A 16788-nucleotide genomic window follows, 5' to 3' on the forward strand; every position below is an offset into this window, starting at 1 on the left:
CGACCATAGCGTTTTGGACCCACCTGATTTCCATGCCGAACTCAGAAGTGAAACGAAATAGCGCCGATGGTAGTGTGGGGCTTCCCCATGTGAGAGTAGGACATCGCCAGGCTTTAAATTTTGGACACTTGCTGATTACAAGCGAGTGATACCACTGCGGAGTGGTAGTTCAGTTGGTTAGAATACCGGCCTGTCACGCCGGGGGTCGCGGGTTCGAGTCCCGTCCACTCCGCCACTTATATTAAGCCTCAGTCGAAAGACTGGGGCTTTTTTCGTTTTGGTTGTCCGACTTCCCTTAACCGCATTTCCATATTGAAATCTTGCATCGAGAGGCAGGCTTCCCTCTTCGCTATGCTTTCTAAGCCTTGTCATGAACTAGTTGATGACAGTCTCGAGCTCTCGTTTTGAGTACCAGCACGTGCTTACCAAAGATTCCTCTATAACATATTAGAAATATCTAGCTATGTGACAGAACTTAGTCGTTCGAGGTGTCGCTTTGTTTCTATCTCGAAAACAGAACAACTTTGAATATAAGTTCAGTGTCGCTGAGATCAAGTATGAGGACTCTAAACTTCTGTTAAGGCTTTTTTGAGCAATCTGAGTGCCAGCTCAGACCTTAGTTTGGTGGGATTTCAAGCCCGTTTGGGGGAGTGATCTCGCAATCATCCTCAATGCTTCTTTCTCTATAAAAATACAAACTCGCTCATTGCTAAGTATTGTGGAAGTTTAGCTTTGATGTTTGCGAGGAGCCTATATTGCCAAGGGAAGAGAAGTGATACAGATGAAAATGGGTAAATTAAAAGACTCGTATATGAATACTATCTATCGGCAATAGTTAGTATCTATGAAAATGTAGCGTAGCGATTATTCGAATATTTAACTGTATATCAAAGAGTAACAAGCGTTCTATTCTTGAAGGGGAGTCCGAAGATTAGATATGAAAAAAGCAGCTAGATAGCTGCTTTTTTATCTATTAAGTTACGTGCCTTTAAGAGTCCACTGGCTCCGTATGCTCCGGAGTGGTTATTGCTTGGTTGTTCTCTTCCATTTTCTTCTCTTCATCTTTTGCTTTTTCAATCATTGGGGTGATTGTTGAGCCTTGAATGAGGATAGAGAAAACAACGACGGAGTAGGTCATTACAAGAATAATCTCTTTTACATCGATTAACTTATCTTGAATCACCCAAATACCAGATGGAATGGAAAGTGCCATTGCTAATGCAAGGCCCCCGCGTAAGCCGCCCCATGTCAAAATACGTACTGACCACGGGTTATATTTTCTGTAACGCTTAAAGCCAATGTACGAGAGAAATACGCTTAAATAGCGCGCTGCCAGCACAAGAGGGACTGAGATAGCCATCATGATCCAGTCTTCTTTGTGGAATTCAAATAGCAGCATCGACATACCGATCAGTAGGAATAACACGCCATTCAAGAACTCATCGACGAGCTCCCAAAAGTGGTCAAGGTGGTCTTCACTCTCTTTTGAAAAGCCAATAAAGCGTGTCCAGTTGCCAATCATAATACCGGATACAACCATCGCGAGTGGGCCTGATACATGGATGTATTCAGCAAATGCGTAACCTGCCGTTGGGACACCAATAGTAAGTAATAACTCCATTGAGTGATCATCGGTGGCACTGATTAAGTAGTGGAATAGCAAACCGAGTACGAAACCATAAGTGATACCACCGATAGCTTCTTGGATGAAGAGTAAGGTGACACTACCTACAGTTGGTGCCTCAGTACCAAATGCAATCGTAAATAGAGTGACAAAGATAACCAAACCGAAGCCGTCATTGAAGAGCGACTCTCCTTCAATCTGGGTGGAGATACGTTTGGGAGCATCGAGCTTTTTAACTATAGCCAGTACAGCGATTGGGTCAGTTGGCGATATAAGTGCACCGAAAAGTAAGCAGTAGACTAAATCAAATTGGATGCCAATTAACTGACAGAATCCGTAGAGCGCAAACCCGATAAAGAAAGTGGAAAACAGGGTGGCTCCAAGGGCTAAAACAGTGATCTCCCACTTTTGATCTTTAAGGTTCGGGAGTTTGATGCCTAATCCACCCGCAAATAGTAAGAAGCCAAGAATGCCTTTGAGCAAGAAATCTTCGAAGTTGATCCTTGTGACCGTCTCCGTCGCAATTTCGGTGAGATGGAACCAGTTGTTTTGACCCGCAATTAAGATTAGAAGTGAAAGCACCATTGAACCTGCGGTAATCGCAATGGTGGTTTGCATCTTTCCTATCTTGCTGTTTACAAAAGCGATTAGCATTGCAGCTGCGGATAGAAAACATAAAGTATGATAGACCGACATAGAGCTCTCTATTTGTAACATTTTATGAATGGGATTCTCGACTGATGCTGCTTAAATAGCAAACATTTTTTCGCGATTATTTTGTAAGTTAAGAAGGAGATAAAATAATCATTAATTCCACATTTAGACGTCTAGACTCCTGAAGTTTGTGTGATAGGATGGAAAGATAACTAAAGGAATGAGGCTGTACTGTGGGAAGTAACGTAAGACAACAGATTGAAGCTCAATTGAAGCAACGTATTCTTTTGATTGATGGTGGTATGGGAACCATGATTCAGGGATACAAACTTGAAGAGCAAGACTATCGAGGAACGCGCTTTGCGGATTGGCATTGTGATCTAAAAGGTAACAACGACCTGTTGGTTCTAAGTCAGCCTCAACTTATCAAGGAAATTCACGCTGCATATTTAGAAGCGGGTGCAGATATTCTCGAAACCAACACGTTTAACGCAACAACCATTGCGATGGCTGACTACGAGATGGAAAGCCTAAGTGAAGAAATTAACTTTGCTGCTGCCAAGCTTGCACGTGAAGTTGCAGACGAATGGACCGCAAAAACACCCGATAAACCGCGTTATGTCGCAGGGGTTTTAGGGCCGACGAACCGAACGTGTTCTATCTCTCCTGATGTAAACGACCCTGGATATCGAAATGTTTCTTTCGACGAGTTAGTTGAGGCTTACTCTGAATCGACTCGAGCGCTGATTAAAGGTGGTTCTGACCTTATTCTTATCGAGACCATCTTCGATACTCTTAACGCTAAGGCTTGTTCATTTGCTGTTGAAAGTGTGTTTGAAGAGATGGGTATTGAGTTACCTGTGATGATCTCGGGGACTATTACCGATGCTTCCGGTCGGACATTATCCGGTCAAACCACAGAAGCGTTTTACAACTCATTACGTCATGTTAAACCGATTTCGTTTGGTTTGAACTGTGCGCTGGGCCCAGATGAGCTTCGTCCTTATGTTGAAGAGCTCTCGCGTATATCAGAATCTTTTGTTTCCGCTCACCCAAATGCTGGGCTTCCGAATGCATTCGGCGAATACGATTTGTCGCCAGAAGATATGGCTAAGCATGTTAAAGAGTGGGCTCAAAGTGGCTTTTTAAACTTAATTGGTGGGTGTTGTGGTACAACTCCTGAGCACATTCGCCAAATGGCACTCGCGGTTGAAAATATCGCCCCTCGTAAATTACCTGATCTTCCCGTTGCTTGTCGCTTGTCTGGCTTAGAGCCGCTCGCCATTGATAAAGACTCTTTATTTATCAATGTCGGTGAGCGTACTAATGTAACCGGTTCTGCGCGTTTTAAACGCTTGATTAAAGAAGAGCTGTACGATGAAGCGCTCGATGTGGCTCGTCAACAAGTTGAAAATGGCGCTCAAATTATCGATATCAACATGGATGAAGGCATGTTGGATGCACAAGCTTGTATGGTTCGCTTTTTAAACCTTTGTGCGTCAGAACCTGAAATCTCAAAAGTACCAATCATGGTTGACTCTTCCAAGTGGGAGGTTATTGAAGCCGGTCTTAAGTGCATCCAAGGCAAAGGCATTGTTAACTCGATCTCTCTCAAAGAAGGCAAAGAGAAATTCGTTGAACAAGCTAAGTTGATCCGCCGTTACGGTGCGGCTGTGATTGTGATGGCGTTTGATGAGATTGGGCAAGCAGATACACGTGAGCGCAAAGTAGAAATTTGTACCAACGCTTACCGAATTCTTGTTGATGAAGTGGGCTTTCCACCAGAAGACATCATCTTTGACCCAAACATTTTTGCCATTGCTACGGGTATCGATGAGCATAATAACTACGCGGTGGATTTCATTGAAGCCGTTGGCGATATCAAACGTGATTTACCGCACGCGATGATCTCGGGTGGGGTTTCTAACGTCTCGTTCTCTTTTCGAGGGAATAACTATGTGCGTGAAGCGATTCACGCGGTGTTCCTCTATCACTGTTTTAAAAATGGTATGGATATGGGGATTGTGAATGCGGGTCAGTTAGAAATCTACGATAACGTGCCTGAAAAATTGCGTGAGGCTGTGGAAGATGTCGTTCTTAACCGTCGTGATGACGCCACTGAGAGATTGTTAGATATCGCAGCGGAATACGCAGGCAAAGGGGTAGGTAAAGAGGAGGATGCCTCTGCACTTGAGTGGAGAACTTGGCCTGTTGAAAAGCGTTTAGAGCACGCGTTAGTGAAAGGAATAACTGAGTTCATCGTTGATGATACCGAAGAGGCTCGTGTCAACGCTTCAAAGCCATTAGAGGTGATTGAAGGTCCACTAATGGATGGGATGAACGTCGTCGGAGACCTGTTTGGTGAAGGTAAAATGTTCCTTCCTCAAGTCGTAAAATCTGCACGAGTGATGAAGCAAGCAGTCGCGCATCTGGAGCCCTACATCAATGCAGAAAAGCAGGTGGGACAAACAAACGGTAAGATTTTGCTAGCGACGGTCAAAGGTGATGTACATGATATCGGGAAAAATATCGTTGGCGTTGTATTGCAGTGCAATAACTACGAAATTATCGATCTTGGTGTCATGGTTCCTTGCGAAAAGATCTTAAAAGTAGCGCAAGAAGAGAACGTCGATATTATTGGTTTGTCAGGGTTGATCACACCTTCATTAGACGAAATGGTGCATGTTGCAAAAGAGATGGAGCGTCTCGACTTTAACTTACCTCTTCTCATCGGTGGCGCAACAACGTCAAAAGCCCATACAGCAGTTAAGATTGAGCAAAATTACAAGCATCCAGTTGTTTACGTGAACAACGCCTCACGTGCAGTGGGCGTATGTACTTCTCTTCTGTCAGATGAACGTCGCCCTGAATTTGTTGAAAAACTTGAAGCTGATTACGAACGAGTACGTGATCAACATAATCGAAAGAAACCGAGAACCAAACCAGTGACATTAGAAGCTGCTCGAGCGAATAAAGTTGCGATCGATTGGGAAGCTTATACTCCTCCAGTGCCTGTTAAGCCTGGCATTCATATCTTCAATGATTTTGATGTGGCTATATTACGTCAATACATCGATTGGACACCATTCTTTATGACTTGGTCACTTGTGGGTAAGTATCCAACAATTTTCCAACATGAAGAAGTTGGTGAAGAAGCAAAACGTTTATTCGAAGATGCCAACGAGTTACTTGATCGAGTTGAGCGAGAAGGCCTGTTAAAAGCGCGTGGAATGTGTGGCTTATTCCCTGCTGCGAGCGTGGGGGACGACATTGAAGTTTATGCTGATGAAACTCGTACCGACGTTGTGAAAGTACTGCGTAACTTGCGTCAACAGACCGAGAAACCAAAAGGATTCAACTATTGTTTATCTGACTACATCGCACCTAAAGAGTCGGGTAAACATGATTGGATAGGGGCATTTGCTGTCACTGGTGGTATTGGTGAACGAGAGCTTGCTGATGAATACAAAGCACAGGGAGATGATTACAACGCAATTATGATTCAAGCGGTGGCGGATCGCCTAGCCGAAGCGTTTGCTGAGTATTTGCATGAGCGTGTCCGTAAAGAAATTTGGGGTTATGCTGCGGATGAAGATTTATCTAACAATGATCTCATTCGTGAAAAATACCAAGGTATTCGCCCTGCGCCGGGTTATCCAGCGTGCCCTGAGCATACTGAAAAAGGACCGCTTTGGGAGCTACTTAATGTGGAAGAGAATATTGGCATGACTCTAACCTCCAGCTATGCAATGTATCCGGGCGCGTCAGTCTCTGGTTGGTATTTCTCTCATCCTGACTCACGTTACTTTGCGATCGCACAGATCCAAGAGGATCAGCTAGAGAGCTACGCCGATCGTAAGGGGTGGGATAGGATCGAGGCTGAAAAATGGTTAGGGCCAAACATTAACGGTTAAATTGATGTTTACCTCGTCCAAATGTAACAACTATTGAAACAACAAAGGGCTGCAGATACGCAGCCCTTTGTTTTATTGAGTTGAACTTACTTCTCAAACAACTCGGTGTGAAGTTTTTGTATGGCTTGTTTCGATACCGATTCATGGAGCAAGAAGCATAAGTTGTGAGGGCTAGCACCATAACAAATCATGCGTAGGTTAAAGTCTTCTAGCGTGCCAAAAACCTGTTTCGCGTAGCCTTTACTCTCACTCATGTTGTTACCAATGAGAGCAACGAGGCATAGGTCATGTTCAACTTCTACCTTACATAACTCTTCTAACTCTTCTCGTACAGCTTGCGGCAGCTGTGGTGCTCCGCCAGAGGTATCAGTTTGATCAAGTGTTAACGATACACTGATTTCAGATGTCGTGATCAAATCGACAGAGATCTTATGTTTTGCAAGGATCTCAAAGACCTTTGCTAAGAAGCCGTATGCGTGGAACATATTGGCGCTGCGTAGCGTTACCATGGTTTGGTTACAACGCAAAGCTAGCGCACGGAACAACGGTGAGCTTTCGACTTGGTGGCGAATCCAAGTTCCTCCTTTTTCTGGCTCTTTCGATGACCCTACAAATACCGGAATGTCGTGGCGCAATGCGGGTACTAGCGTAGAAGGGTGAAGGATTTTAGCGCCAAAGTTAGCCATTTCTGAAGCTTCACTAAAGCTGATCTCGGGAATTGGTGAGGCTTTTGGCGCAATTCGCGGGTCTGTTGTGTAGATGCCCGGTACATCAGTCCAGATTTCTAACCCTGCCGCTTTGACGCTCTCAGCAATTAAGGCGGCGCTGTAATCGCTGCCTCCTCGACCTAGTGTTGTTGTATTACCTGCTTCGTCAGATCCTATGAAGCCTTGAGTAACAACAACGGATTGTTGGCAAAGTGGTACGAGTTTATCTTGCGCAAGCGTCGAAATTGCTTCAATGTTTGGCTCCGCGCGACCAAAGTTGTCATCAGTACGCAGCACATCGCGGATATCAAAGCGCACTGCTTGAATGCCTCGCTCACACATTAACTGAGTTAGAATGTGCGTCGACATGAGTTCACCACATGCGACTAAATGATCGGTTAACTTCGCACTAGCTTGGATAGATGCAGCCTCGGCCAGGCTGGTTACGGTATCTAATATGCCATACACCTCGGCAGCAGTTTTCGTGCTGTCTTCGAGCTGAGTTAAAATGGCGTCATGAATATTGGCCAGATTTTGCAGCAGTTCAGTACGGTGCGTTTGATCCTGTACACCATTGGCGAGTTCTACCAACAGGTTGGTGACGCCAGAGCAAGCGCTGCTCACGACCAGGCGAGTATTTGGATTGTTTTCGATAATGGTGGCACAACGACTCATTGCCTCAAAGTTGGCAACACTGGTCCCACCGAATTTAGCTACGTTAAATGCGCTCACTGCGTTCTCCCACGACTTCCTAAAAAATTGTACATCCAATGTTTAGTGAGAAAAGGAACAGAGCAAAAAGAGAGGTATTTAGAATGCTATTTGAAAAATTTACCCTCAGAAGCCCTTCATCAGACTGCGCTGATGACAGTTGATGGGATTCAGCCCAATTCAACCGACAAGTCAAACCCTGCAACTTTGACTTACCTCGGCACTACTCCCCCTCAATGATTGGTGTTGGAATTGCGGTTCCACAAATCATCTACCTGGGTAGCGCTCCTCTTCTACATAAAGCTCAAACATTGAACGGTTTTGAGGCCTTAATGTCAATCAATATTTCAACCTTTATGGTGTTTTTTATTAACGATTTTGTGACACTGGTTTGACCTCCATACTTACGGCTAATTGCTGATAGAGGAAAAATCTATTAGGGTGAAGAACCCTACACCTGAGCCATGTTATTGAATAGAACTTTTAGAATGCTCAGGATAAAAGATAATCAAGGAGCTGACATGTCGATCCAAAGCTTTATTCCACCTCACCGTATTTTGATGGGACCTGGTCCTTCTGATATTTATCCTCAAGTGTTACAAGCACTAAGCCGTCCTACTGTAGGTCACCTTGATCCTCTGTTTATCGGTATGATGGATGAGCTCAAGCAGCTATTGAAGTATGCCTTTCAAACTGACAATGAGTTCACTATTGCGGTTTCAGCGCCTGGTAGTGCAGGGATGGAAACATGCTTTGTAAACTTGATCGAGAAAGGCGATAAAGTGATCGTCTGCCGTAACGGTGTATTTGGTGAACGCATGCGCGAAAATGTCGTCCGTGCTGGTGGTGAAGTTGTTATCGTCGATGATGAATGGGGGAGGCCTGTTTCCATTAATAAAGTCGAGCAAGCACTCGAACAGCACCCAGATACAAAAATTCTTGCTTTTGTGCATGCGGAAACCTCAACTGGTGCAGTCAGTGATGCTCAAGCATTGGGTAAGCTGGCGAAACAGCATAATGCATTATCTATTGTTGATGCGGTGACGTCACTTGGTGGTGTGCCGTTAAAAGTGGATGAATGGCAACTGGATGCGGTTTACTCTGGCAGTCAAAAATGTTTGTCATGTGTACCAGGGCTCTCACCAGTGACGTTTTCTCCTGCCGCGATTGAAAAGATTCAAGCAAGAACAACACCAGTACAGAGTTGGTTCCTCGATCAGAGTTTAGTATTGGGGTATTGGAGTGGAGAAGGTAAGCGTAGTTACCATCATACGGCGCCAGTTAATAGCTTGTATGCGCTTCATGAAGCTTTATTGATACTGAAAAATGAAGGATTAGAAAACGCTTGGGCTCGTCATCAACTGATGTATGAAAAACTCAAAAATGGCCTACAAAAGCTAGGTTTTGAATTTGTTGTGGACGAAGCCCATCGTTTGCCGCAATTAAACGCGATTTACGTGCCTGAAGGAATTGATGAAGCAAAAGTTCGTGCTCACTTGCTAGAAACCTATAACCTAGAAATTGGTGCAGGCCTCGGGGCATTAGCTGGTAAAGCGTGGCGTATTGGCTTAATGGGTTACGGCGCTCGACCTGAAAACGTTGCACTGTGCTTAAAAGCGTTAGAAGAGTCACTCACTGAATAAAGCTATACCGCAATGAGATAAAGAAAAGCGAAGGTCATCCCTTCGCTTTTTTGTACTTATTACTCTGCACCTGAAGTGGGTGCTGGTGAGGCAGAGATTGCTTGAGAAGGTGGTCGGTAATTGACGTCACTGAAATCAATCTTCGGGAACAAAAACTGCGCTTCAGCTCTGATTTGCTCCGCTTTACTTGAGTCATCTAAGCCTTGGTAGGCCAAAATCAAATTATTATAAAATGCAGGGCGAGGCTTATCTTTGATGATTTTTAGCGACCAATCGATATAAGGCTGAATCAAGGTTGCGTCTTGTTGGTACAGCCCAATGTTTAAAAACGTGCTATAGACATCCCAATCAAACCTGTCTTTCCAAACTACAGGGTTACTGACTTGATTCAGAATATCAGGGTTAGTTGGCCTAGTGGTCTCAAACTTCGTCAATACATAGTTCGTATGCAATGCGCTTACCATGTAAAACGTAAACGTAACGGGAAGTACCAAACTAAAGATTCGCAGCAAGCTTTTGGTCACATTACTAAAGCCGACTTGTCGATAACGAGAGACGCGCTGATCTACCCAGTACAGCAGGATAACGAAGATCAACCAATGCACGAGAGAGTGGTAGAAAGGGTATTCCAGTTGTGAGTGCAATACGATAGGTATAAACAAGGCCAGCAACGCAAGACGAGTTCCGCGTTTGGCTTGATAGATTCGATACAGTACCAGTGCCATCGCTAAGAAGATACCGAGTATTGGCAGCAAGCCACCTTCTACTCCCCAGTAAAGTAGCTCATTATGCGGATGATCCATGGCTGGCAAACCAGCTGGGTAATTCTCATTTAGGGCGTGTTGACGAGCCGTATACAGCATGTACTCAGACTCAAACTTGCCATATCCATAGCCAGTAAAAGGCTTTTCAATCACCATGTCTAATGTTTGCGGAAAAGTATACGCTCGAGGAGACTCCATGTTTACTTTTTCTGCGGCTAACCCACTTCCATCAGGAAAGGCAAGATACATGACAACAATTGAGAGTGCGAGCCCAGTGACAAGCGACGTAACCCAGCGGATGAAGCGCCCTTTGGTTGCAAAGCGATACATGTATGGGATGACCAACAAAACGGCGATGATCGATGCTAACCAACCAGTGCGTGAAGCCAACGCCACAATCAATGGTAAGGTTAAAACTGGCACGGCATAGAGAAGATAAACATCGCTTAACTTACGGTCGTATTTGTAAGGCTGACGTGCAAGTAAATAGCTGGCAATCACCAATCCTGTCGCAAGAAAACTGGCCATTACATTAGGCTGTTGGAAAATACCATAAGGACGATTGGCCACCGTGTCGTAACCAAACGGATTGCCTGGTTTGAGATACAGATATTGTGTCAGACCAAAAATGGCTTCGATAACAACCGCAAGGACAATGAACCATAATAGGCGTTGGCGATGTTTATTACTGAAATGAAATTGTTGTAAGACAATAAAGAATAGGACACCGCACCACAGGCCAATGAGCTTATTGGCTGCCAAACTGCTATTCGCATTTGGGTACAGAATGGGCACCGTCATGATAAGAGCACTAATGAACAAGCCGATGGTTAGTTTTGAGTAACGTAGTACTCGATTATTCGCGAGTTGGTAACACCCAATGCCTAATGCAAAGCTAAAAGCAATCCAAGTTGTCGCATTGAACGAAAGCGAAAGCCCCGAACCGCCGGGGTTGGGCATGAAAAAGTGCATTGCCAACACAAATAGTGTTGCCAAGGCAATGAGAAACTTGCGATTGAGGGGAACCTGTACTTTTTCGGGAGAAAGCTTTGTTCCACTTACATGTATAGTAGCCATAGTTATTGCGTTGTTTTGAATGAAAAAAGACCAGCACTTGCTGGTCTCGATACTTTACCTGTTTTTTCTACTTCAACATAGGCTTGAGGAAGTGAGCTGTGTGCGATCCCTCGATTTGCGACACATCTTCCGGTGTGCCTTGAGCGATTATCTCGCCGCCACCCTGACCCCCTTCAGGACCAAGATCGATAATCCAGTCCGCAGTCTTAATGACGTCCAGGTTATGCTCGATCACCACGACAGTGTTTCCGTGGTCGCGAAGTCTGTGCAGTACAGTGAGCAACTGTTGGATATCATGGAAGTGAAGGCCGGTTGTTGGTTCATCCAAAATGTACAAGGTTTTTCCTGTATCACGCTTGGATAGCTCTCGCGCCAATTTCACACGCTGTGCTTCACCACCGGAGAGTGTCGTTGCCGCTTGACCTAGGCGAATGTAAGACAAGCCAACATCCATTAGAGTCTGTAGCTTACGTGCTATAGCAGGTACGGGTTCAAAGAACGTTCGGGCGTCTTCGACCGTCATTTCTAGCACTTCATCAATGGTTTTGCCTTTGTAACGTACTTCAAGTGTTTCACGGTTGTAGCGCTTACCTTTACATACATCACATGGCACATAAACGTCTGGTAGGAAATGCATTTCAACTTTAATGACACCATCACCCTGACAGGCCTCACAACGACCACCGCGTACGTTAAAGCTAAAACGTCCAGGCTTGTAACCGCGAGAACGCGACTCCTGTGTGCCTGCAAACAGTTCACGGATTGGGGTAAAGATCCCCGTATAGGTTGCAGGGTTAGAGCGAGGTGTACGGCCAATTGGGCTTTGATCGATATCGATGACTTTATCGAAGTGCTCTAGACCTTTAATCGATTTATAAGGTGAAGGCTGAGCTGTTGTCGCTCCGTTAAGTTGGGTATGCGCAATTTTAAAGAAAGTATCATTAATCAGCGTTGATTTACCTGAGCCAGATACCCCTGTAATACAGCTGAATAACCCAACAGGAATTGAAAGATTAACGTTTTTAAGGTTATTACCTGTTGCGCCTAAGAGCTCAACCGTTTTTTTCGGATCTCGCGGCGTGCGATCTTTCGGTACTGCGATTTCTTTAACGCCACTTAAGTACTGACCTGTCAGAGAATTCGGGTTCGCGATTATCTCTTCCATGGTGCCTTCCGCAACAACATTACCACCATGTACGCCAGCACCAGGACCGATATCTATGACATGATCCGCACAGCGAATCGCATCTTCATCGTGCTCTACCACAAGTACGGTGTTACCTAAATCACGCAAATGAGTGAGCGTTTTTAATAAGCGTTCATTATCACGCTGGTGGAGACCAATCGATGGCTCATCCAGAACGTACATCACCCCTACTAAACCAGCACCAATTTGGCTCGCTAAACGAATACGTTGAGCTTCACCGCCTGATAAAGTTTCAGCACTGCGTGATAAGTTTAGGTAGTTCAAACCGACGTTAACTAAGAATTGCAGGCGGTCGTTGATTTCCTTCATCACTTTTTCAGCGATTTGGGCTCGTTGACCTTCAAGTTTCAAGGAATGGAAGAATTCCAATGCATCAGCAATGCTAAGTTCAACAATCTCAGGCAGTGTCGTATCAGCAATAAACACGTTACGTGCTTCAAGGCGAAGACGAGTACCACCACAGCTTGAACAAGATTTAGTGGAGATGTATTTCGCAAGCTCTTCACGGACAGAGTTGGATTCTGTATCACGATAGCGACGTTCTAGTGTATTCAGAATACCTTCGAATGGATGGCGCTTAACGCGAATATCGCCACGATCGTTGATGTATTTAAACTCAATCTCAGTGCGGCCAGAGCCCTTTAGAATGACATCTTGCGTTTTCTTTGGCAGAGAATTAAAAGGTGCATGTAGATCAAAACCATAATGATCGGCCAATGAGGTGAGCATTTGGAAGTAGTAGTAGTTCTTTTGATCCCAACCGCGAATCGCACCTTGTGCCAAGCTTAATGAATCATCTTGAATTACTCGGCTTGGATCGAAGTATTGCTGCACACCCAAACCATCACAAGTGCCACATGCACCAGCAGGGTTGTTGAATGAGAAAAGTCGCGGCTCTAACTCTTGCATGCTGTAACCACATTGTGGACAAGCGAAGTTGGCGGAGAAAATAATCTCTTCACCGTCTCCATCCATTGGCGCGACAACCGCAATTCCGCCTGATAACTCGAGCGTTGTCTCAAAAGATTCGGCTAAGCGCTGTTGCAGATCGGGACGAACTTTAAAGCGGTCGACCACGACTTCAATGGTGTGCTTTTTATGTAGCTCTAGCGTTGGAGGATCAGATAGATCGCAAGTTTCTCCATCAATACGCGCACGAATAAAGCCCTGAGCTGCCAGGTTCTCAAGCGTTTTAACATGCTCACCTTTACGCTCTTTGACAATGGGTGCCAACAGCATCATTTTGCTGCCTTCTGGCATCTCTAGAACTTTGTCCACCATTTGACTGATGGTTTGTGCGGCAAGAGGGGCATGGTGCGTTGGACAGCGTGGTTCGCCTACACGAGCATACAACAGACGCAAGTAGTCGTAGACTTCGGTAATTGTACCGACGGTTGAACGCGGGTTATGAGAAGTAGACTTCTGTTCAATAGAAATCGCAGGTGATAACCCTTCAATATGGTCGACATCGGGTTTTTCCATCAGAGACAAAAACTGACGAGCGTAGGCAGAGAGAGACTCTACGTAGCGTCGTTGGCCTTCTGCATACAATGTATCGAAAGCGAGAGAGGATTTACCGGAGCCACTTAGTCCAGTAATGACAATCAGTTTATCGCGAGGGATTGTAAGATTAATGTCTTTGAGGTTATGGGTTCGGGCACCGCGAACTTCTATTTTATCCATCGTTTTTGCTCTATGTATAACCAAGTGGGGCAAGTATTACATAGTGTGAGAAATGTGCAAAGAAAATTACTGGATAAAAAAACAGTAAAAATAAAAGCCCAACATAATGCTGGGCTTTAGAAACAATAATTTCGTACTACGACGATGCTTTATACCGCTTTTTGTGTTGCGTGTTTACCTAACTCAGAGGCTTTTTCATCTTTTAGATAAAGGTTTTCAAAACAGTAGTTGGTTGCTTCGATGTAACCTTCAACACTACCACAGTCAAAGCGTTTGCCTTTGAATTTGTAAGCCAAGACACAGCCCGCTTTTGCTTGTTTAAGTAGCGCGTCAGTGATTTGAATTTCACCACCTTTACCTGGCTCTGTGTTTTCAATCAGTTCGAAAATATCAGGGGTCAGAATGTAGCGACCAATGATCGCAAGGTTGCTTGGTGCCGTGCCTTTCTCAGGTTTTTCTACCATGTCGTCTACGCGGTAGATGTCATCTTTGATCATTTCACCAGAGATAACGCCGTATTTGTGAGTCTCATCTTCTGGGACTTCTTGTACGGCAACGATAGAACAACGGAACTGTTTAAATAGCGCCACCATTTGAGCTAGCACGCCTTCTTCTTCGTTGACACAAAGGTCATCAGCAAGAACGACGGCAAATGGTTCGTCACCCACCAGTTCACGCCCGGTCAGAATCGCGTGGCCTAAGCCTTTCATCTCGCGTTGACGGATGTAAGTGAAGTTTGCAGATTCAATGATTTCACGGATATCTACCAATAGCTCTTCTTTATTGGTACCGCTAATCTGGTGTTCCAGTTCGTAGTTCTTATCAAAGTGGTCCATGATAGAGTGTTTGCCACGACCCGTCACAATACACATGCCGTTCATACCAGCTTGAATTGCTTCTTCAACGCCGTATTCAATAAGCGGTTTATTCACGACTGGCATCATCTCTTTTGGCATAGATTTCGTTGCTGGTAAGAAGCGAGTGCCATAGCCTGCAGCAGGGAACAGACATTTTTTAATCATTGGGGGAATATCCTATCTCGTTATTATCAAGAATCTGCGCATAACTTTAACACGAGAGTCGTCAATGAATCATGAATAAAGTAGGAAAAAGTGTGAGACTCAGTGCGGAAAAAAGATGAGCGACTCGTCATTTCAGTCATTAGAGTCGCGGCATCGCATCATGACATTAAGTTTTGATCTGCCCACGCGATAGCCTGAACGCGATTCTTCACTGATAGCTTTTTGAATATCTGATACAAGTGCGATTTGATGGTGAATTCACTGACAAATAATTCCTCGGCCATTTGGCTGTTTGAGGCGCCAGCTTGCAAGCAACGCAGTACTTGCAGCTCGCGAATGGTTAGGTCTACCGTAGCTGGGGCAGTATGAGTATTAATGACGTTACGGTAATAGTGTAAAAGTTGACTGGTTACATTACGCGGCAGCCAGTTTTGACCGTTAACAATGCCTTTTAATCCTTCTCCAATTTGCTCTAGCGTATCTTCGGAATAGAACAGCCCCTTTAGTTGACCAAATGAAAGAAGCTCATCCGTGGTCAGCCTTTTAGGGACATTGAACACAACGGTTTCAAAGTTCTTCCATACCAGCGGTAAGTTTTTGATCGATTGAACGAGTGATTTATGTTCACTGAAGTCGATCAGTAGGATTTTATTACGGTGCTGTGGCTTAGCTTCCATGAGTGCTTCGGTCGAAATCACCGGGATGCTCATATCAATGTATTTTTCGAGTGCCGCCACCTTTTTTTGCGCATTATCTTCCATACTGATCAGAAATAGCTTTCTTGCGTAAGCCGACTTTCTCACGTGTTCAAATCTCCCAGCGTTCAATAAAGGCCATAAGTTGGCATTAAAGAGAGGTTATAACCATAGCTTTACTGAATAAATGCGTTCGAATTCAAAGCTTCACGAAACGATGTCTGCAACGCGAATCAAAAATGCTACAGGCGTAAGTTGAAATGCGATTTGGGTTCTAGTAGGTGACTCATTAGATCACAATGGTATTAGACTTTAATCAAAACATTAAAGCGTGCTATTCTAATGCGCTAAAATTTTATATATCCAGAGTGAAACGGAGCACATCATGGCCAGCCGTGGAATTAACAAAGTTATTTTGGTGGGGAATCTAGGTAACGACCCTGAAATTCGTTACATGCCGAACGGCGGTGCAGTAGCAAACATTACTATTGCGACTTCTGATTCATGGCGTGATAAAGCGACTGGCGAACAGCGCGAAAAAACGGAATGGCACCGTGTTGTGTTGTTCGGCAAGCTTGCGGAAGTAGCAGGTGAGTACTTGCGTAAAGGTTCTCAAGTATACATTGAAGGCCAACTGCAAACTCGTAAATGGCAAGACCAAAGCGGTCAAGATCGCTACTCAACTGAAGTCGTTGTTCAAGGCTTCAACGGCGTGATGCAAATGCTTGGCGGTCGTGGTCAAGGTGGCGGCGCACCAATGGGCGGTCAACAGCAGCAAGGTGGATGGGGTCAGCCTCAACAACCAGCTCAGCAGCAGTACAATGCGCCTCAGCAACAGCAACAACAGCAGGCTCCGCAGCAACCACAGCAGCAGTACAATGAGCCACCAATGGATTTTGACGACGATATCCCGTTCTAAATTCTGCTTATGCTTGAATCGAAAAGGCCGCGAATATCGCGGTCTTTTTTATTGTCACTATCTAATGATCTCAAAGGCTTATCTCAGCAAGGTTAGGCGCAACAATAAAACTTATCAATGAGTGTGATGTTCTTTATGCTCCAGCCTCTCACTATCAGACGAATCCGA

At 44.8% G+C, this 16788-nt stretch carries 9 protein-coding genes, 1 tRNA gene, 1 rRNA gene and 1 riboswitch; of the genes, 5 read left to right on the plus strand and 6 right to left on the minus strand.

The window, feature by feature from the left end:
- Window positions 1-112, plus strand: a 5S ribosomal RNA gene (gene rrf, locus NL645_RS19210); the annotation flags it as partial.
- A 46-nt stretch (window positions 113-158) separates the two neighbouring features.
- A tRNA-Asp gene (locus tag NL645_RS19215) sits at window positions 159-235 on the plus strand.
- Between the two features lie 753 nt (window positions 236-988).
- Here the strand turns inward: NL645_RS19215 and NL645_RS19220 are convergent.
- Window positions 989-2320 carry a sodium:proton antiporter gene (locus NL645_RS19220; protein ID WP_041852885.1) on the minus strand — a complete coding sequence of 444 codons (1332 nt, stop codon included), beginning with the start codon at window positions 2318-2320 and terminating at the stop codon, window positions 989-991.
- Between the two features lie 191 nt (window positions 2321-2511).
- Between NL645_RS19220 and metH the strand changes: the two genes are divergently transcribed.
- A complete protein-coding gene (gene metH, locus NL645_RS19225) occupies window positions 2512-6192 on the plus strand; it encodes a methionine synthase (RefSeq protein ID WP_253652231.1) in 3681 nt (1226 codons plus the stop codon).
- An 86-nt stretch (window positions 6193-6278) separates the two neighbouring features.
- Here metH and lysC read toward each other — a convergent pair whose 3' ends face one another.
- Window positions 6279-7631, minus strand: coding sequence for a lysine-sensitive aspartokinase 3 (lysC, locus tag NL645_RS19230; protein WP_042523508.1), 1353 nt, complete (start codon window positions 7629-7631; stop codon window positions 6279-6281).
- A 101-nt stretch (window positions 7632-7732) separates the two neighbouring features.
- Window positions 7733-7911: riboswitch (Lysine riboswitch) on the minus strand.
- Window positions 7912-8131: 220 nt separating this feature from the next.
- Here lysC and NL645_RS19235 point away from each other — a divergent pair.
- Window positions 8132-9253, plus strand: coding sequence for an alanine--glyoxylate aminotransferase family protein (locus NL645_RS19235; RefSeq protein WP_253652232.1), 1122 nt, complete (start codon window positions 8132-8134; stop codon window positions 9251-9253).
- A gap of 59 nt (window positions 9254-9312) precedes the next feature.
- Here NL645_RS19235 and NL645_RS19240 read toward each other — a convergent pair whose 3' ends face one another.
- The 4 genes from NL645_RS19240 to NL645_RS19255 form a co-directional block, all read right to left on the minus strand.
- Window positions 9313-11094, minus strand: a complete 1782-nt coding sequence (locus tag NL645_RS19240) for a PglL family O-oligosaccharyltransferase (RefSeq protein ID WP_253652233.1) — start codon at window positions 11092-11094, stop codon at window positions 9313-9315.
- A 67-nt stretch (window positions 11095-11161) separates the two neighbouring features.
- Complete coding sequence (gene uvrA, locus NL645_RS19245; RefSeq protein WP_053809097.1) at window positions 11162-13984, minus strand: excinuclease ABC subunit UvrA; 2823 nt, start codon at window positions 13982-13984, stop codon at window positions 11162-11164.
- A gap of 149 nt (window positions 13985-14133) precedes the next feature.
- Window positions 14134-15006, minus strand: coding sequence for a UTP--glucose-1-phosphate uridylyltransferase GalU (gene galU / locus NL645_RS19250; protein ID WP_005397418.1), 873 nt, complete (start codon window positions 15004-15006; stop codon window positions 14134-14136).
- 158 nt (window positions 15007-15164) lie between these two features.
- Complete coding sequence (locus NL645_RS19255) at window positions 15165-15809, minus strand: LuxR C-terminal-related transcriptional regulator (RefSeq protein WP_005397417.1); 645 nt, start codon at window positions 15807-15809, stop codon at window positions 15165-15167.
- A 277-nt stretch (window positions 15810-16086) separates the two neighbouring features.
- On the opposite strand from NL645_RS19255, the gene NL645_RS19260 reads away from it, so the two are divergent.
- A complete protein-coding gene (locus NL645_RS19260) occupies window positions 16087-16620 on the plus strand; it encodes a single-stranded DNA-binding protein (protein WP_005397416.1) in 534 nt (177 codons plus the stop codon).
- Window positions 16621-16788 lie beyond the last annotated feature (168 nt).

It is taken from the genome of Vibrio sp. Y51_MX_L26 (assembly GCF_024181935.1).
In the GTDB taxonomy this organism is placed as follows: Bacteria; Pseudomonadota; Gammaproteobacteria; order Enterobacterales; family Vibrionaceae; genus Vibrio; species Vibrio diabolicus.